Origin of the sequence: Nocardia sp. CC227C, from assembly GCF_030767025.1 — a bacterium.
Lineage (GTDB): Bacteria > Actinomycetota > Actinomycetes > Mycobacteriales > Mycobacteriaceae > Nocardia.
Genome location: NZ_JASITE010000006.1, coordinates 281,233 through 299,646 on the forward strand (window position 1 = coordinate 281,233; position 18,414 = coordinate 299,646).

Annotated in this window: 15 protein-coding genes; 7 read left to right on the forward strand and 8 right to left on the reverse strand. The window is 71.2% G+C overall.

What is annotated here, in order from left to right; genetic code table 11:
* Positions 1 to 50: 50 nt before the first annotated feature.
* The 3 genes from QMO76_RS14815 to QMO76_RS14825 all read right to left on the reverse strand — a co-directional run bounded on the left by QMO76_RS14815 (position 51) and on the right by QMO76_RS14825 (position 3,543).
* On the reverse strand, positions 51 to 1,040 hold the full coding sequence (locus QMO76_RS14815; protein ID WP_372341980.1) for a FecCD family ABC transporter permease: 990 nt from the start codon (positions 1,038 to 1,040) through the stop codon (positions 51 to 53).
* A gap of 491 nt (positions 1,041 to 1,531) precedes the next feature.
* Positions 1,532 to 2,563 carry a hemin ABC transporter substrate-binding protein gene (locus QMO76_RS14820; protein WP_306361859.1) on the reverse strand — a complete coding sequence of 344 codons (1,032 nt, stop codon included), beginning with the start codon at positions 2,561 to 2,563 and terminating at the stop codon, positions 1,532 to 1,534.
* A 20-nt stretch (positions 2,564 to 2,583) separates the two neighbouring features.
* Positions 2,584 to 3,543, reverse strand: a complete 960-nt coding sequence (locus tag QMO76_RS14825) for an aldo/keto reductase (RefSeq protein ID WP_306361986.1) — start codon at positions 3,541 to 3,543, stop codon at positions 2,584 to 2,586.
* Between the two features lie 236 nt (positions 3,544 to 3,779).
* Here QMO76_RS14825 and QMO76_RS14830 point away from each other — a divergent pair, with 236 nt between their 5' ends.
* The 5 genes from QMO76_RS14830 (at position 3,780) to mshC (ending at position 8,298) form a co-directional block, all read left to right on the forward strand.
* Complete coding sequence (locus QMO76_RS14830; RefSeq protein WP_306361860.1) at positions 3,780 to 4,718, forward strand: undecaprenyl-diphosphate phosphatase; 939 nt, start codon at positions 3,780 to 3,782, stop codon at positions 4,716 to 4,718.
* Positions 4,719 to 4,757: 39 nt separating this feature from the next.
* On the forward strand, positions 4,758 to 5,501 hold the full coding sequence (locus tag QMO76_RS14835) for a histidine phosphatase family protein (RefSeq protein ID WP_306361861.1): 744 nt from the start codon (positions 4,758 to 4,760) through the stop codon (positions 5,499 to 5,501).
* 35 nt (positions 5,502 to 5,536) lie between these two features.
* Positions 5,537 to 6,121 (forward strand): DUF3090 domain-containing protein, encoded by a 585-nt coding sequence (locus tag QMO76_RS14840; protein ID WP_306361862.1) that lies wholly within the window; start codon positions 5,537 to 5,539, stop codon positions 6,119 to 6,121.
* Between the two features lie 4 nt (positions 6,122 to 6,125).
* The gene (locus QMO76_RS14845) at positions 6,126 to 6,899 is read left to right on the forward strand and encodes an SCO1664 family protein (protein WP_306361863.1); all 774 of its coding nucleotides are present in this window, start codon (positions 6,126 to 6,128) and stop codon (positions 6,897 to 6,899) included.
* Positions 6,900 to 7,059: 160 nt separating this feature from the next.
* On the forward strand, positions 7,060 to 8,298 hold the full coding sequence (gene mshC, locus QMO76_RS14850) for a cysteine--1-D-myo-inosityl 2-amino-2-deoxy-alpha-D-glucopyranoside ligase (RefSeq protein ID WP_306361864.1): 1,239 nt from the start codon (positions 7,060 to 7,062) through the stop codon (positions 8,296 to 8,298).
* A 57-nt stretch (positions 8,299 to 8,355) separates the two neighbouring features.
* Here the strand turns inward: mshC and QMO76_RS14855 are convergent, their stop codons facing one another.
* Positions 8,356 to 8,934 carry an NADPH-dependent F420 reductase gene (locus QMO76_RS14855; protein WP_306361865.1) on the reverse strand — a complete coding sequence of 193 codons (579 nt, stop codon included), beginning with the start codon at positions 8,932 to 8,934 and terminating at the stop codon, positions 8,356 to 8,358.
* Positions 8,935 to 9,127: 193 nt separating this feature from the next.
* Here QMO76_RS14855 and QMO76_RS14860 point away from each other — a divergent pair, with 193 nt between their 5' ends.
* Both QMO76_RS14860 and QMO76_RS14865 read left to right on the forward strand, forming a co-directional pair.
* Entirely contained in the window at positions 9,128 to 12,091 is a 2,964-nt protein-coding gene (locus QMO76_RS14860; RefSeq protein ID WP_306361866.1) for a crotonase/enoyl-CoA hydratase family protein, read from the forward strand.
* A gap of 198 nt (positions 12,092 to 12,289) precedes the next feature.
* Complete coding sequence (locus QMO76_RS14865; RefSeq protein WP_306361867.1) at positions 12,290 to 13,186, forward strand: alpha/beta fold hydrolase; 897 nt, start codon at positions 12,290 to 12,292, stop codon at positions 13,184 to 13,186.
* Positions 13,187 to 13,393: 207 nt separating this feature from the next.
* Here QMO76_RS14865 and QMO76_RS14870 read toward each other — a convergent pair whose 3' ends face one another.
* The 4 genes from QMO76_RS14870 to QMO76_RS14885 all read right to left on the reverse strand — a co-directional run bounded on the left by QMO76_RS14870 (position 13,394) and on the right by QMO76_RS14885 (position 18,288).
* A complete protein-coding gene (locus tag QMO76_RS14870) occupies positions 13,394 to 14,050 on the reverse strand; it encodes an enoyl-CoA hydratase-related protein (protein WP_306361868.1) in 657 nt (218 codons plus the stop codon).
* Between the two features lie 10 nt (positions 14,051 to 14,060).
* Entirely contained in the window at positions 14,061 to 14,663 is a 603-nt protein-coding gene (locus QMO76_RS14875; protein WP_306361869.1) for a TetR/AcrR family transcriptional regulator, read from the reverse strand.
* 107 nt (positions 14,664 to 14,770) lie between these two features.
* On the reverse strand, positions 14,771 to 16,588 hold the full coding sequence (fadD11, locus tag QMO76_RS14880; protein WP_306361870.1) for a fatty acid--CoA ligase FadD11: 1,818 nt from the start codon (positions 16,586 to 16,588) through the stop codon (positions 14,771 to 14,773).
* Between the two features lie 170 nt (positions 16,589 to 16,758).
* Complete coding sequence (locus tag QMO76_RS14885) at positions 16,759 to 18,288, reverse strand: catalase (RefSeq protein ID WP_306361871.1); 1,530 nt, start codon at positions 18,286 to 18,288, stop codon at positions 16,759 to 16,761.
* Between the last annotated feature and the right edge of the window lie 126 nt (positions 18,289 to 18,414).

Consider the following 18,414-nt stretch of genomic DNA (forward strand, 5'->3'; position numbering starts at 1 on the left):
GCCGTCGGCCGGTCGGCTCCCCGCGCGTGCGCGCTGCCGCCCCCGCGCGCTCATGCCCAGCCTCCCGAACGCGCGCGGGTGCGGCGCAGCAGCCAGAAGAAGAACGGGCCACCCACCAGGGAGGTGAGCATGCCGAGGGGCAGGTCGGCATTCTGCACCAGCGAGCGCGCCCCGATATCGGCGGCCAGCAGCACCACCGCGCCCAGCACCGCCGACAGCGGAATGAGCACCCGGTGCGCGGGCCCGACCAGCATGCGCACCAGATGCGGCACGATGAGGCCGACGAACAGGATGATGCCGGTGAACGCCACCCCGGCGGTGGCCAGCACGGCCACCACGACGATCACATTGCGCCGCAGCCGTTCCACGTCCACGCCCAGATGCCGGGCGGCCGACTCGCCCAGGGCGAGCAGGTCCAGTTTCGGGGCCATGAGCACGGCGGCCAGCACACCCACCGCGGTCAGCGACGCCACCACCGCCACCGCCTGCCAGGTGGCCCCGTTGAGGCTGCCCAACTGCCAGAACACGATCTGGTCGCGCGCCGCCGGGGAGGCGGTGAACAGCAGGAACGACAGCACGCCACCGGCGAAGGCGTTGATGGCCACCCCGGTGAGCACCAGCGTCACCACTTCGGTGCGGCCGTTGGAACGCGCCAGCACGTACACCAGCACCGTGGTCGCCAGCCCGGCCGCGAACGCACCGCCCGCCACCGACCAGGCGGCCGCGAACGCACCGCCCACCACGATGACCACGCCCGCGCCGACCGCGGCCCCCGCGGATACGCCGATCACGCCGGGTTCGGCCAGCGGATTGGCGAACACGCCCTGCAACAGCGCACCCGCGGTCGCCAGCGCGGCCCCGACCAGCGCGGCCAGCAGCACGCGCGGGAACCGCACCTCCCACAGCGTCACGTCCCCGGCGGGGTGGGAGGGCATCGGCCCCCAGTCGAGCCCGATGCGATGCAGGACGCTGCCCGCCACCTCGGCCGGAGTGGTCGGCACCTGCCCGACGGCCGCCGAGACGACCGCGAGCACCACCATGAGCGCCAGCGCGCCCGCGAAGATCAGCGTGGTCCGCGACCAGCCGCGGCGGCCGGGTTCGGGATCGACGGCGGCGGCGGACACCTCGTGCGGCATCGCCGGGTCCGGGATCGACGCCGTCGCGGACCGATCCGGCGCTGCCGCGCCCGATCGCCCAAGCGCTGCCGCGTCCGTTCGCCCCGGTCCCGCCGCGCTCGAGCGACTCCGCGGCGTCGCGGCCGTCTCGGGCGTGACGATCCCGTGGTCGGCACCGGGCCGCCCTTGTTCCTCGGTCGCCGGATGATCATCGGCCGGGGACAGCGTGTCCGAACCGCGCTGCTCACGGGCAGCCTGGAATCCCGCAGCCAAACCCCGTTCGGGATCGCCAGAACTCCGTACGGGGTACGCAAAGTTCCGTTCAGGCTCTGGTGAACTCCGTTCGGGGTCCGATTGCGCCGCGGGTTCGACCCCTGGCCGTCGGTCCCGATCGGCCGATCCTCCCGGTCGCTCGCTCATGCCGCGTGGTCGCCGTAGACGGCCTCCGCGAGCGCCCCGAGCACGCGGCCGGTATTGGGGCCGAAGGACAGCAGCACCGCGTCGGCCATGTCGACCACGCGCCGGTCGCGGCCCGCCGGAGTCTGCGCGATGCCCGGGATCTTCTCCACGCCGTCGACGCCGCCGACGGAGTCGAGTCCGTCGCTCATGACGAGCAGCACGTCGGGGGCGGCGGCGATCATGGCCTCACTGGTGATGGGCAGGAATTCCTCGGTGATGCCGGAGGCGGTGCCCGCGTCCACGCCGCCGATGGCGGTGATGAGCGAATCCGCGCCCGAACCCGGTCCGGCGATCATGGTGATGGCGGTGGAGCGCAGGTACAGGAAGGCGATGCGCGGCGGATCGTCCTGCGGCGGAACGGCTTCGCGGGCCGCGTCGATCTCGGCGCGGGTGCGTTCCCCGAGTGCCTCGCCCGCCTCCGGCACGCCGAGCGCGGCGGCCACCGCCTCGATCTGCGGGACCACACCGTCGAGGGTGCGGTGCGGGTCGAAGTAGACCACGGTGATGCCCAGCGCCCGCAACTGATCGCGGATGACCGGAGTGGCCGCGGTGGTGTCGGTGAGGAATACGGTGGGCCGCAATGCCGCGACGGCTTCCACGTTGAGAGTGCCCGCGCCGCCGCTCACGGTCGGCAGATCCCGCACCGCCGGGAAGGACGCGGAATTGGAGCGGCCCACCAGCTGCGAGCCGAGCCCGAGCGCCACCACGGTCTGCGCCAGCGTCCCGTACCGGTCGGCCGCGATGATGCGGCTGGTGTCGGTGACCGTGACCTCGCTGCCGTCGAAGGAGCGCACCGTGGCGGGCAGCACCGGCGTGGGCTCCGGCCCGATCGGCACCGGATCGAGGTCGCCGACCACGGCGGTGGTGGGACCGGAGTTCCCCGTCTCGGGTGCGGCGCAGGCGGTGACGCCCGCGACCAGGCTCACGCCCAGCAGCACGAGCAGGAAGCGCCGGGCCGTCACCGTTCGAACACGCACGAGACTCCTCATGCAGGCAAGGCTAGCCTGGCTCATTCTGTGCGGGCGCTCACGTCACCGAGCGCGGCCGCGATGGCCCGTGGGAGTTCCAGGGTTTCGGCCGCCAGCACACCGGTGAGCTGCCCGATATCGCGCGCGCCGACGATCATGCTCGCCACCCCGGGCTGGTCCCGGATCCAGGCCAGCGCCACCGCCAGCGGTGACACCCCGAGCCCGTCGGCGGCGGTCACCAGCGCGTCCACCACCCGCACCGCCCGATCGTCGAGCCGCGCCCGGATCTCGGCGGCCGTGGCCTCGTCCGCGCCGCGCGAATCCGCGGGCACCCCGTCCCGGTACTTGCCGGTGAGGATGCCGCCCGCCAGCGGCGCGGTAGCGACCACGCCGATGCCGTGATGCTGTGCCGCGGGCACGAATTCGTGTTCGGCCCCGCGCGCCAGCAGCGAGTACGGCGAGTAGGCGGCGGTGATCGGCGCGGCCGCGGCCAGGGTGGCCAGCTGCCAGGCGTCGTAGCCGCGCGCCCCGGCGTAGCGCACGCGTCCGGTGCGCACCGCGTATTCGAGCGTGGCCGCGATCTCCTCCAGCGGGGTGTGCGGATCCCAGGCGTCGACGGTCCAGATGTCGAGATGGTCGGTACCCAGCGTCGACAGGGTGGTGTCGAGTTGGCGCATCATGGTGCGCCGCGACGCGTCCACCGTCCAGCGGGTGGGCGCGGGCGCGGGCGCGGCGGGATCGGGCAGCACCGGCGTGCGTCCCGCGCTCCCGGACAACACCAGCTCGTCGCGGCCGATCTCGCGCAGCAGTTCACCGAGAATGCGCTGCGCGGTCCCGTCGGCGTAGGCGGGTGAGGTGTCCACGAGCGTGCCGCCCGCCTCCACGAACGCCATGAGCTGGGCGCCCGCGTCGTCCGCGTCGGTTTCTCTGCCCCATGTATGCGTGGCCAGCCCCATCCGGGACACCCGTAGCCCACTGCGGCCCACCGTCCGCTGTTCCATCACCGTGCAAACCCTCGTGTCACACGCGTCAGCCTAAGCGCACGGGCCGTTTCCGAGGGTGCAAGCCTCGCCGTCGGCCTCGCCACAGCGCGATTGCGGTGCACCCCTACCAGCCCGCGCGGGCGGGCGGGTAGGGTCGCCAGCGATATCGAGGCGAGCCGGACGCGGGGCAGGCCGTCGACGGTGGGCGAATTGCCCACCGAGAGCAGAGGATTCGGTGTGGACAGGAGTGGTGTGTGGGCGAGTCGATGACGTGGCTGCAGGCGGTGGTGCTGGGGCTGGTGCAGGGCTTGACGGAGTTTCTGCCGATTTCGTCGTCGGCGCATCTGCGAATCGTGTCCTCGGTGTTCTTCGGTGACGACGCGGGCGCGTCGTTCACCGCCGTCACCCAGTTGGGCACGGAGGCCGCGGTTCTGGTGTTCTTCGCCAAGGACATCCGGCGGATCATGGTGGCCTGGTTCACCACGGTCGGCATGAAGCTGAAGGCCCGGCAGCGGCAGACCGTGCCGCTGCACGATCAGCCCACCACCCAGCTGCCGGTGTACACCGACGGGGGGCACGGCCTGGACGCGGACGCCCAGCGCGAACTCGACTACCGCATCGGCTGGTACGTGATCATCGCCACCATCCCGATCGGCCTGATCGGCTTCCTGTTCAAGGACGAGATCCGCACGGGCGCGCGCAATCTGTGGCTGGTGTCGTTCATGCTCATCGCCTTCGCGCTGGTGATCGCCGCCGGTGAGTACTACGGCCGCAAACAGCGACCGATCGAGCAGCTGACCACCCGCGACGGCCTCGTCATGGGTTTCGCCCAGTGTCTGGCGCTCATCCCGGGCGTGTCGCGTTCCGGGGCGACGTCCACGGCCGGTCTGTTCTGCGGTCTGACTCGCGAGGCGGCGGTGCGGTTCTCGTTCCTGCTGGCCATTCCGGCGGTCACCGCGTCGGGCCTGTTCTCGCTGCCGGATGCCTTCGAACCCGCCGGGGCCGGACTCAACGCCTCCGGTCCGCAGCTGCTGGTGGCCACGGTCATCGCGTTCGTGGCGGGTTACGCGTCGGTGGCGTGGCTGCTGCGCTTCGTGGCCGGCCACTCGCTGAACTGGTTCGTGGGCTACCGCATCGTGCTGGGGCTGACGGTCATGGGCCTGCTCGCCGGCGGCGTCATCTCGGCGACGTGATCACATGTCGGTCTTCCTCGTAGCCAGTAGGCTGGCCCGGTGACGGTGATCCTGTTGCGGCACGGCGTCTCCACGTCGAATGCCGCCCACACGCTGGCCGGTCGCGGTGCGGGGGTCGATCTGACCGACCGCGGCCGCGAGCAGGCGCAGGCGCTGGTGCAGCGGTTGGGTTCGCTGCCCGTCGAGCACATCGTGTGCTCGCCGCTGCTGCGCTGCCAGCGCACGGTCGCCCCGCTGGCCGACAAGCTCGGTATCGAACCCGAACCCGACGAACGGCTGCTGGAGGTCGACTACGGCGACTGGACCGGCAGACCCCTGGGGGAGCTGCTGTCCGAACCGCTGTGGAAGGTGGTGCAGCGGCACGCGTCGGCGGCGGCGTTCCCGGGTGGAGAAGGCTTGGCGCAGGTGCAGTTCCGTGCGGTGTCCGCTCTGCGCGAACACGATGCGGCGCTGGCACGAAAACACGGGGGTGATGCGTTGTGGGTGGCGTGCACCCACGGCGACGTCATCAAATCCGTGCTCGCGGACGCGTACGGCATGCATCTGGACCTGTTTCAGCGCATCGTCGTGGAGCCCGCCTCGATCAGCGTGGTCCGGTACACACCGACCGCCCCGTATGTGTGGCGGGTGAACGACACGGGTACGGATCTGTCCACGTTGGCGGCGGTTTCCCCGAAGCGCGGCGACGCCGCGGCCACCGGTCCGGTTCCCGGTGGAGAGACGGGCAATACCGCGAGTACGGATAATGGGGATGCGGAACGCCCCGATTCTCATGCCGAGTAGTTCTCATCCCGTGTAGGGCAGTCAGGAGGTGCAGATTGACACGAGCAATCCACATTTTCCGCACCCCCGATCGATTCGTCGCCGGCACCGTCGGCGAGCCGGGCGACCGCGCTTTCTACCTGCAGGCCGTGCAGGAACCGCGGGTGATCAGCGTGCTGCTGGAGAAGCAGCAGGTGAAGGTGCTGGCCGATCGGATGGGCTTGCTGTTGGACGAGGTGGCCCGCCGCTTCGGCACCCCGGTGCCGCCGCAGGCCGCCGACGTGGCCGACACCGACCCGCTCGTCACCCCGATCGACGCCGAATTCCGGGTCGGCACCATGGGTTTGGGCTGGGACGCCGACGCGGGCGCGGTGGTGGTGGAACTGCTGGCCATCACCGACACCGAGGTGGACGAGTCGGTGGTGCTCGACGACACCGAGGAGGGGCCCGACGCGGTCCGGGTGTTCCTCACCCCGATCCAGGCGCGTGAGTTCGCGCTACGGTCGGCGCGGGTGATCGCCGCCGGACGGCCGCCGTGCCCGCTGTGCGGGGAGCCGCTGTCCCCGCAGGGCCATATGTGCGTACGCACCAACGGCTACAAGCGCGGTGACATCTTCGGCGCGACCGAGGCCGAGGACTGAGCCCATGACCGGCGACCCGTTCCGGACCGCCGACCTGACAGTGGTCGGGCGGGTGACCACGGCCAGCAATGTGACGCTGGTGTGTGAGGCCGACGACGTGCGGGTGGTGTACAAGCCGGTGCGCGGGGAGCGCCCGCTGTGGGATTTCCCGGACGGCACCCTGGCCGGGCGGGAGGTGGCGTCCTACCGGGTGTCGGAGGCGCTGGGCTGGGAGCTGATACCCGAGACCATCCTGCGCGACGGGCCGGTGGGTCCGGGCATGGTGCAGCGGTGGGTCGATCAGACCGAACCGGTCGACGGGCGGCCGGAGCTGGTGGATCTGTGCCCGGCGGGGCAGGTGCCCGACGGGTTCCGCGAGGTGTTGCGCGCGCTGGACGGCTCGGGGCGTCCGGTCTCGCTGGTGCACGCCGACGATCCCCGGCTGCGGCGGCTCGCCGTCCTGGACGCGCTGCTCAACAATGCCGACCGCAAGGGCGGGCACGCGCTCGACGGCGCCGACGGGCGGGTGTACGGGGTGGACCACGGCATCTGCCTGCACACCGATCCGAAGCTGCGGACCGTGCTGTGGGGATGGGCCGGGGAGCCGATCGAGGACGAGTTACTCTCCGACATCACGGTTTTCGTCAAAGCACTGCCGGGGGAGCTGGGCGACGGGCTGGCGGAGTTGATCACCGACGCCGAGATCGACGCCCTGGAGACGCGGGCGCGGGCCCTACTCGACGATCCGCGGCTGCCGCTGCCCGACAACAACCGGCCGATTCCCTGGCCCGCCTTCTGAATCTCATGCCGCGTTTCGTTGCGTACATCATGATTCCAAGGGTTGACGTCCGCACCCAGCGTGCTTTCATGCAGGTCCGCGCATATCGCCGTGGGTGGTGCGGGTCTCGTCGCGCGGGGGCGGCGCGGAGCTGCCTCGATCGTCCCTTTACCCTCGAATCATGCAGTCCTGGTCCGATACCGCTGTCCCGACCGTCCCCGGATCCGGACCGGCGTTGCGCTTGTACGACACCGCCGACCGGCAGGTGCGCCCGGTAGCGCCGGGGCGGACCGCCACCATGTACGTCTGCGGCATCACCCCCTACGACGCCACCCACCTCGGCCACGCCGCCACCTATCTGACCTTCGACCTGGTCAACCGGATCTGGCGCGACGCCGGGCACGAGGTGCACTACGTGCAGAACGTGACCGATGTGGACGATCCGCTGTTCGAGCGGGCGGAGCGCGACGGCATCGACTGGCGGGAGCTGGGCAGCCGCGAGATCGACCTGTTCCGCGAGGATATGAGCGAACTGCGGGTGATCCCGCCGCGGCACTACGTGGGCGCGATCGAATCGGTGCAGGAGGTCGTGGAGCTGGTCGACAAACTGCTGGCCTGCGGCGCGGCCTATGTGGTGGACGACCCGGACCATCCCGATATCTACTTCCGCCACGACGCCACCGAGCAGTTCGGCTACGAGTCCGGCTACGACCGCGCCACCATGGAGCGTTTCTTCGCCGAGCGCGGCGGCGATCCGCAGCGGCCCGGCAAGCGGGATCCGATCGACCCGCTGCTGTGGCGGGCCGAGCGCGCGGGCGAACCGTCCTGGCCCGCGCCGTTCGGCACGGGGCGGCCCGGCTGGCATATCGAGTGCGCGGCCATCGCGCTCAACCGCATCGGCACCGAATTCGATGTCCAGGGCGGCGGCAGCGACCTCATCTACCCGCATCACGAGTACTCCACCGCGCACGCCGAGGCGCTGGTGAAGGGCCGCCGGTTCGCCCGCCACTACGTGCACGCCGGACTGATCGGCCTGGACGGCGAGAAGATGTCCAAGTCGCGCGGCAACCTGGTGTTCGTCTCGGCGTTGCGCCGCTCGGGCACCGATCCGGCCGCCATCCGGCTGGGGCTGTTCGCCGGGCACTACCGGCAGGATCGGGAGTGGTCGGATGCCGTTCTCGCCGAGGCGTTCTCCCGCCTGGACCGCTGGCGGGCGGCGACGGCGCTGACCTCCGCCCCGGCCGCCGAGGACACCGTGGCCCGGCTGCGCCAGCATCTGGCCGACGATCTCGATACGCCGAAAGCGCTTGCCGCCGTGGACAGCTGGGCGCAGCAGGCGGTGAACTACGGCGGCTCCGACACCGCCGCGCCGGGACTGGTGCGCGACGCGGTGGACGCACTGCTGGGAATTCGGCTCTAACGCGGGCGATCACGCCGACGGACTGCGGGGCGGGTACGCGCCCCGCAGTCGGACGCGCTATTCGCCCGCGTTCTTGGACTGGGCCAGTCCGCCGCCGTCGACGGGATGGAACCCGGCGTCGCGGATGAGCGGCACCACCGTGGCGGCGGCCTCCCGGTCATCGCTCCAGTACCACATATCGGTGGTCTCGCCGGTGCGCTGGCCGCGCAGCCCGTCGGCGAGCAGGTCGGCGGCGAGACGGTCGCCGAAGCTGCGCACCAGCCGTACGTTCCCGAGGCGCTTCAGCTGGTATTCCGGACTGGTGAGCCCGTCGGGGATGGGAACCGGCACCACCTGGCCGTCGCGTTCGGTGAGCGGATTGCTGGTGTCGATGACGATCTTGCCCTGGAGCGCGTCACCGTAGTCGCGGGCCAGCGTCTCGAACGCCTCCCACCAGACGGCGATGACCACCACATTGGTGGCGGCGAGCATCTCCTCGGGCGAGGCGGCGGCGGTGGCCTGCGGGCCGAGTTCGGCGGCCAGGGTCGCGGGGCCGTCGGGGTGGGCGGCGCTGAGGATGACGTGGTCGCCGCCGGCGACCAGCAGTCGCGCCAGGGTGCCGCCGATGCGGCCGGTGCCGATGAATCCCACACGCATGGTGCGCTCGCTTCCTGCCGATGGAACGGACGACGAGACGACGACACAACATCACCGAGGGTAACCGAGACATTGCCCGATTGGTCGCGTTTGTCACCGCGCGGCGGCGCCGCCGGATCGACCCTCCCGCTGGCACGTAGATGGCGATACGGTGAGTCTCCAAGGCTCTCACCCTCGATGAGGAGGTAGGACGGTGACGGCGGTGCCCGGATTCGATCGGTTCCGTATGGTGCGCAGGCAGATTCGCGCGGGCGGCGAACTGCTGGGGGCGGTGCGCAGGGATCCCCGCATCGTGCGCGACCTGGTCGCCGGGTTCACCGGGAAGGGGGCGCAGCCGCAGCCGCCGGTCGCCGACGGCGCGTACTCGCCGCCGGACGGGCTGGCCGACTACGCGCGCACCGCCCAGGCCCGGCAGTCGGTCGAGGTGCCCGCGCGGCAGGCGCTGGACTACCTGGTCCAGCTCGACCGGCTGCCGGAGTGGATGTCGTTCCACGCGGGCTGGCGCGGCGATCCGCCCGGACCGGCCGAGCCGGGCCTGGAGTTCACCCAGCAGGCACGGTTCATGGGCATTCCGGCCGATCTGGACTGGACCGTCGCCGCGGTGACCGACACCGGGGTGGAACTGCGCGGCACCGGGCCGCAGGGGCTGCGGCTGGCGTTCTGGGTGAGTGTCGTGCCCGCCGGGGACGGAGCGCTGGTGGCGGTGGACGCCGGGCTGGCGGGGCCGCCCATCGACGGCCCGCTGGGCGGGTCGGTGGCGCGCAGTCTCGGTGACGCACTGCGGGATTCGCTGGGCGCGCTGCCCGCCATCCTGGCCGACGCGGCACCCGCGAAGCCGCGCGTAGCGCGGAAGGCGGTGCGGCACCAGGCATCCGACACCGTGCTCGCGCCGTCCACCCCGGTGCTGGTGGGTGTCGGTCAGATCGTGGCGCGCACCCCCGATCCGGCGTACCGCGATCCCGCGCATCTGGCCGTGCGGGCGCTGCGCGAGGCCGCCGCCGACGCGGGCCCGGGTGAGGCGCTGCTGCGGCAGGCCGACGCGGTGTTCGCGGTGGCGTCCACCTCCTGGCAGTACCGGGATCTGGGCGCGCTGGTGGCCGCTGCGGTGGGCGCGGGCGAGGTGGACACCGTGCAATCCAGTCCGTTCGGGGGTGACGGCGGGCAACTGGTGCTCAACGAGGCGGCCGCGGCGGTGGCCGCCGGGGAGTACGACGTGGTGCTGGTGACCGGCGCGGAGGCCGGGGCCACCCAGGCGGCCGCCCAGCGCGCCGGGGTCGAGGTGGACTGGCCGGTGCAGGGTGAGCAGGTGCGCCCGACCCGCACGGTGGGGGTGGACAAGCCCGCCAACAACGCGCCCGAGACCACGGCCGGGCTGCTCGCGCCGATCAATATGTACGCGCTGCTGGAGTCCGCGAACCGGCACCGGCTGGGCCGCGGCCCGGCCGAGCACGCCCGCGCGGTGGCCGAACTGTGGTCGCGGCTGTCGGCGGTGGCGGCGCGGAACCCGCACGCCTGGCAGCCGCGCGAGTACAGCGCCGAGGAGATCGCGACCGTCACCGCCGACAACCGCATGATCTCCGCGCCCTACACCAAACTCGAATGCGCGAACCTGACCGTCGATATGGCCTCCGGCATCGTGGTGTGCAGTGCCGCCGCGGCCGAGGCAGCCGGAATCCCACAGGACAAGTGGGTGTTCCTGCACGCGGGCGCGTCCGGGCACGACGAATGGTTCGTGAGCGAGCGCGCGGAACTGGCCGCCTCCCCGGCCATCCGGACACTGGGCGCGGCGGCGCTCGACCATGCCGGGATCACCGCCGACGATCTCGCGCACGTGGACCTGTACGCCTGCTTCCCGGTGGCGGTGCAGATCGCCGCGCGCGAACTCGGCCTGCCCGTCGACGATCCGAAGCGGCCGCTGTCGGTGACCGGCGGGCTCACCTTCGGCGGCGGGCCGGGCAACAACTACGGCGGGCACGCGGTGGCGACGCTGGTGCAGCGGTTGCGCGCCGAACCGGGCAGCTTCGGGCTGGCGACCTCGCTGGGCTGGTACCTGACCAAGCACGCGGTCGGCGTGTACTCGACGACCCCGCCACGCGCCGGATACCGGCATCTGACACCCGTGATCGACCATCCGCCCGCCCGCCCGGCCCGCACCGGCTACGACGGAGAGGCCGTGGTGGAGGCGTACACGCTGCCCTACGACCGGGACGGTCGGCCGGAGGCGGCGATCCTGTCGCTGCTGACGCCGGAGGGGGCGCGGGTGCTGGTGCGCTGCACCGATTCCGCACTGCTCACCGACCTCACCGACGGGGATCTGCTGGGGTTGCCGGTCACCGTCTCCGGCGACCGGGTGCGCGTCACCGACACCACCCGGGTGGCGCTGCCCGCACCGCCGCCCGCGCCGGTGCTGGTGGAACGGCGCGGCCACATCACCGTCATCACCATCAATCGGCCGCACGCCCGCAACGCCATCGACCTGGCCACCGCGCTCGGCATCGAACGCGCCCTCGACGCCTACGAGGCCGACCCGGACGCGCGTATCGCCGTTCTCACCGGGGCGGGCGGATTCTTCAGCGCCGGAATGGATCTCAAGGCGGCCGCGCGCGGCGAGGTACCGGTGACCGAACGGCGCGGCATCCTCGGCATCGTGGGCCGGCCACCGGTCAAACCGCTCATCGCCGCCGTGGAGGGTCCGGCGCTGGCGGGCGGCTGCGAACTCGCGCTGTGCGCGGATCTCATCGTGGCCGCGCGGGATTCCGTCTTCGGCATTCCGGAGGTCAAGCGCGGCCTGGTCGCCGTCGGCGGCGGTGTGCTGCGCCTGCCGCAGCGCATCCCTCGCGCCGTCGCCATGGAGATGGCGCTGACCGGCGACCCCATCACCGCCGCCCGCGCCGCCGACCTCGGCCTGATCAACGAGATCGCCGCACCCGGCCACGCCCTCGACACCGCGCTGGCCCTGGCGGAGCGGATCGCGGTCAACGCCCCGTTGAGTGTGGCCGCCTCCAAGCGGATCATCGACGAGAGTCCCGACTGGCCCAGCGGCGAGGCCTTCGACCGGCAGGGGCGGATCGCGGCCACGGCGCTGTCCAGCGAGGACGCGGGTGAGGGCGTGCGCGCCTTCGCCGAGAAGCGCCCGCCGGTGTGGCGGGGCCGCTGATCGCGCGCCCGCGCCGTCGGTGCTCGCGGGTCGACCGCGTATCAGGCGCCGGGGCCGCGCGGGACCCGGCGCACCCGTATCGTTCCTGGCTCGGTTGGGGGCCACGAACTTCTCCGCCGTCGGCGGGCCGGTGGTCCGTCGGCGGCGTTCCCGGCCGCGCTGTCCGGCGGCCGGGGCGTTTCGATGAGAGGTTGGTTCATGGCATCGTCCATCCCCGAGAGCACCCTGACGCTGCGCCGTGACGGCCTGGAGCTGTCGGCCCGGCACGCCGGGCCCGACAGCGCGCCGCTGGTGCTGCTGCTGCACGGATTCCCCGATACGCCGCACACCTGGGACGGTGTGGTTCCGGTCCTGGTGGACGGCGGCTTCCAGGTGCTCGCACCGTGGCTGCGCGGATACACCCCGGGTTCGGCGGCGCGGACGGCGCGTTACGACCTGATGGCGGTGAGCGCCGATATCGCCGCCTGGTACGGCGCGCTGGGCGCGCCGCGCACCCATCTGGTCGGGCACGACTGGGGCGCGTTCGTCGCACTGGTGCTGGCGAAACAGCATCCCCGCCGGTGGCTTTCCCTGTCGGTGCTGGCGATACCGCCGTTCGGCGGCGGGTTCGCCGCGCGGTCGCTGCCGCTGCTGCCGCGCCAGCTGCTCATGTCGGCCTATATTCCGCTCATGCAGTCGGGTGCGTCGCCGCGCCTGCTGGTCCGCGACGACGCGGCGTTCGTGCGGCGGCTGTGGCGACGCTGGTCGCCGGGCTGGGATTTCAGCGCCGCCCAGTTCGCGCCCACCGCACGGGTTTTCACCGACCCCCTGCTGGCCTGGGCGGCGACCCGCTACTACCGGTCGCTGCTCACCGTGCACCGCGCCGCCACCCGCGAATTCCACCGCCTGCTGCTCGCCCCGCTGCCCACCCTGCCGACCTTGGCCCTGGCCGGTGCGCGTGACGGCGCGCTGTCGGCGGACCTACAGCGGGTACTGGCCGAACGGGCCGGGGTCACCCACGCCGTACTGCCGGACTGCGGGCATTTCCTGCATGCCGAGAAACCGGACGCGGTGGCCGCGCAGCTGCTGCCGCACCTGCGCGCCGCCACCCCCTGATCACGGGCTCGGCCCGACCGACGCACGGCCGCATCTGTGGGGGAGGCCATCAGCCGGGTGCGTCGCCGCGCCTGCTCGTCCGCGACGACGCGGCGTTGGTGTGGCGGCTGTGGCGATGCCGGTCGCGGGGCTGGGGTTTCCGCCGCCGACGCGGCAGCACGGGCGCACACCGGCAACGGGCGGGGCGGATCGGGTGATGCGTCGCGACTACGGGGTGGTGAGGGCGGCGACGGCGGCGGCGAACATGACGTTCTTGATCGCGCCGAGCGTGCCCTGGTCCTTCTCACCGAGCGGGGTGAGCAGCGCGGCGGCGGTGTCCACGATCTCGCCCTCGGGGGCGGTGGCGTCGACGATGTCGTACGCGGCGGCGTCGGTGCCACCGAAGCGGCGGCCGGTGGTCATGGACGCCACCGCCGCCTTCGGGGCCAGTTTGGCCTGGATGAGCGCCGCCATGCCGCGGGTGAAGGGGATGCGGATATCGGCCTCGGGGAAGCAGAAGTAGCCGCGGTCGGCGCGCATGACGCGGAAGTCGTGGGCCATGGCGAGCATGGCTCCGGCGCCGAAGGCATGGCCCGGCAGGGCGGCGGCGGTGGGCAGCGGCAGGGTGAGCACGCGGGCGAACAGGGCGTGCACCTGTGCCACGTACCAGTCGGTGCGGTCGCCGTTGGCGGTCAGCCACTCCAGATCCAGGCCGTTGGAGTAGAACTTGCCGCCGCCGGTGGTGATCAGCGCGTGCGCGCCGTCGGCGACCACGGTGTCGAGGTGGGCGTTCACCGCGGTGAGGAAGTCGGGGGAGAAGCGGTTCTCGTCGCCGCCGAGATCGAGCACGGCGATCTTGTCGCGGTAGGTGAGGGTGGTGGACATCGGTGTCCCTTCATCGGTGGGTGGGGGCGGGTCCGACCGCGAGGACCGCGCGCACGGCGGCGCGCAGCTGATCGCGGGCGGTCGGGTCGGTGAGCCGGTCGCGGTGCAGCAGCACCGCGGTGGGCAGATCGACCAGGCACAGGGTGATGGCGTCCACGGCGCGGGCGTCCTTGCGGTCCCACAGCCGCACCGCGAGGTCTTTCATCAGCTCGACGAGGGCGCGGTCGAGGCCGGTGAGTTCGGCGCGCACCGGTTCGGGCAGGTCGCCGCCGAGCAGGTCGCCACGGCGCACGGTCAGCAGCAGTGTGGAGGAGTGCGGGAAGCGTTCGGCGAGGACAGCCGGTGTCTCGGCGGCGGCGATGACGGCCTCGACGCCGTCGCCGTCGGCGGCCACCGCCTCGGATTGCATGTCCAGGAAGCGGCGGGCGGCACGAATCCAGGTGCGGCCCAACAGTTCCGCGCGGGATCCGAAGGTGTGGTAGATCGCGCCGTTGGAGACGCCGGTGGCGGCGGCGACGGCCCGGATGGTCACCGCGGCCGCGCCGCCGGACGCCGCCAGGGATTCGGCGGCGTCGAGCACGGTGTCGGGGTCGTGCGTGCGGGGTCGCGGCATGACCGGAACGGTAACAGAGCAGATGCTCTGTTACCCGTGGACGTGACGCACGCCACCCGCCGCTCCGGACGGACGGCGCCGCCCACGGCGCTGGTTCGCCTGTGCGCCTACGGCGTGGCGTCCCCGTGGGTGTCGGCCGGTTCGTGGACGTGCTCGGCGAGCTCGTCGGCGTAGAGCCGTTCGATCTCGCCCGCGTATTTCTCGGCGATGGGGGTGCGGCGCAGTTTCATGGTGAGGGTGATCTCCTCACCGCCGGGCTCCCAGAAGCTGGGCAGGATGGTGAACCGCTTGACCTGTTCGACGCGGGACAGTTTGGCATTGCCCGCCGCCACCCCGCGGGCGATGTCCTCGATGACGCCCTTGTCGACGGCCAGCGCCGCCGCCGAGGCGTCGGTCAGGCCGCGCCCGGCCGCGTAGGGCCCGGCGGATTCGGCGTCCAGCACGATGAGGGCGGTGTTGTAGGGCCGGTTGTCGCCGATCACCGCCAAGGCCCCGATGAGCGGGGTGGCGGCCTTGACGGTGTTCTCGATATTGGCCGGGGACATGTTCTTTCCGGCCGAATTGATGATGAGTTCCTTCTTGCGGTCCACCACCCGCAGATATCCCTCGTCGTCGACGGTGATGATATCGCCGGTGTGCAGCCAGCCGTCGGCGTCGAGCGCCTCGGCGGTCTTCTCCGGTTCGTCGCGGTAACGCTTCATCACCAGCGGTCCGCGCACCAGGAATTCACCGTCCTCGGCGACGCGCCCCTCCAGACCCGGAAGCAGTTTCCCGACCGTGCCCAGCCGCGCCTGTTCGGGCGGGCTCACCGACGCCACACAGGTCAGTTCCGACATGCCCCAGACCTCGGAGATGGGAATGCCGAGACCGTAGAAGAATCCGAGGGTTTCCGGCGGAATCGGCGCGGCACCCGACAGCGCCCACTTCAACTGGTCCAGGCCGAGTTTCGCGCGCAGTTTCGACAACACCAGCTCATCGGCCTTCGCCCATTCCGCCGCCTGCACCTCGTCGAGGGAGGTGCCCGCCAGCTGGGCGGCGGCCTTGCGCCCGGCCACCTCCAACGCCCACGTCAAGGCCGCCCTGCGGGCGTCGTCGGTTTCGCTGGCCACCGAGAACTCCACGGCCGCTTTGAGTTTCTCCCACACCCGCGGCACCGCGCCCCAGATGGTCGGATGCACGTCGGCCAAGGCGGCGGGCAGCTGGGTCCGATCCGGCACCACCGTGATCTGGGTGCCGCGGAATTCCTGGAGGTACAGCGCCGTCACCCGATCGGCCATATGCGCGGTCGGCAGATACGAGGTGATCCGGTCGCCGAATTCGATCGGCATGACCGACGCGTAGGTTTCGCATTCGAACGCCAGATTCGCGTGCGTGATCTCCACGCCCTTCGGATTGCCGGTGGTGCCCGACGTGTAGCAGAGCGTGACGATATCGTCCTCGCCCACCGCCCGCCAGGTGGCGTCGAAATCGAAATCGGCGCGCCCCGACGCCATCAATTCCGCGACCCCGACGGTTCCCTCCGGGGCCCCGTCCACGCACACGATGGTCTCGATCTCCACCCCCGACGCGCGCACCCGCTCCACATACTGTTCCTCACAGATCACCACCCGATTGCGCGCATTGGCGAACACGTACGCCAGCTGCTCGGCCGACAGGGTGTTGTACACCGAGAACGAGGTGGCCCCGGTGTGCTGCGCCCCCACCTCGAGCGGATAGAACTCCACCCGGTTGGCCATCATCAGCGCGACGGTGTCACCGCGCCCGACGCCGAGCGCGCACAGTCCCGCCGCCACCGCCCGCACCTGCTCGGCGTACTCGCGCCACGTCAACGTCTGCGTCCCGCCCACCGAACGCACCGCCACCGCCTCCGGATCGATGGCGGCCACCCGCTGGAACGCGGCACAGGAGGTCTTCGCTTCGGCCATCACACATCTCGCTTCGCTCGGCCCGACTTTCCCTGACGGTAAAGCGAGCCCGGCCCCCGCGTGACCGATTTGCGCACATCGGCGATCGTCCTGAGGATCGGTCGGAACACGGCGACGCCCCTCCCACCGCGGGTGCGGATCATGCGGCGCGCCGCCGTGTCCGGCCGGGTTCAGGCTTTGCGCTGCGCGGACGAGCGCGCCGGATTGGCCTGCTGTCCGGCCTTGGGGTCCTTCTCGCCCTGTTTGGCGCGTACCCCGGATTCCACCCGGTCGCCGAGATCCTTGTCGACATTGCGCCAGTAGTCGAAGGCGCGCATCAGCACCGGTTCGGTGACGCCATTGAGCAGATGGCCGACGATATTGTTCACCAACCGGTCCCGTGCCGCGTCGTCGAGCACCTCGCGGACCATGGTTCCGGCCTGACCCCAATCGTCGTCGTCGCGGCGACGCGTGTACGCCTGACGCACCATCTCACCGTCGGTGTGCCAGACCGCCTGCGGCCCGGCCAGTTCCGGATCGGCGTGCGGTCCGCCCTTCGAATTCGGCACGTACACCGGATCGCCCGGATTGTGGTGCCGCATATGCCCGTCCTTGCTGTAGGAGTGGCGCGGCGACCGCGGGGCGTTGACCGGCAGTTCCTTGTAGTTCGCGCCGATGCGGTACCGATGCGCGTCCGGATAGGAGAACCAGCGGCCCAGCAGCATCTTGTCCGGGCTCGGCCCGGTACCGGGCACGGCGTTGCTGGGTTCGAACGCGGCCTGCTCGATTTCGGTGTGATAGTCGGCGGGATTGCGGTTCAACGTCATCCGGCCCACCCGGTGCAGCGGATAGTCCCCGTGCGGCCACACCTTCGTGAGATCGAACGGGTTGAACCGGTAGGTCTTGGCCTCCTCGAACGGCATGATCTGCATGTACAGCGTCCAGGACGGGAACTCCCCGGCGTCGATGTGCTCCCACAGATCCCGGGTGTGGTAATCGGTGTCCATGGACGCCATCTGATCGCCCTCGTCCTGGGTGAAGAACTCGATGCCCTGATCGGTCTTGAAATGGTATTTCACCCAGAACTTCGCGCCGTCGGCATTGACCCACAGGTAGGTGTGGCTGGAATAGCCGTTCATATGCCGCCAACTGCGCGGGATACCGCGATCACCCATCAGCCAGGTCACCTGGTGCGCCGATTCCGGCGACAGCGTCCAGAAATCCCACTGCATATCGTGATCGCGCAGGTTGTTGTCGGCGCGGCGCTTCTGCGACCGGATGAAATCCTGGAACTTCATCGGATCGCGCACGAAGAAGATCGGCGTATTGTTCCCGACCATGTCGAAATTGCCGTGCCGGGTGTAGAACTTCAGGGCGAAGCCGCGCGGATCACGCCAGGTGTCCGGGCTGCCGCGCTCTCCGGCCACGGTGGAGAACCGCGCCAGCACCTCGGTCTTGCGGCCCGGCTGGAAGACGTCGGCGTAGGTGTAGGCGCTCACATCATCGGTGACCTCGAAAACGCCGAAAGCGCCGCCGCCCTTGGCATGCGGCTGCCGCTCGGGCACCCGCTCCCGATTGAACGCCGCCATCTTCTCGATCAGGTACGCGTCGTTGAGCAGAATCGGCCCGTCCGGTCCCACCGTCAGCGAATGCTCATCGCTGGGGACCGGGATACCGGCGTCGTCGGTGGTGTAGTTCTGCGCGGTGTCGTTCTCGGACATCTCACTCCTCTCCACGGAAACGTTCGTCGGAGGAACTACCCGGCATACCAGTCCACACTCCTCGCGACGCCCGACGTTGTAAAGCGACGCCGTCGGGCGCGGCGCGTACCGGCGCGGCCGCCGCCC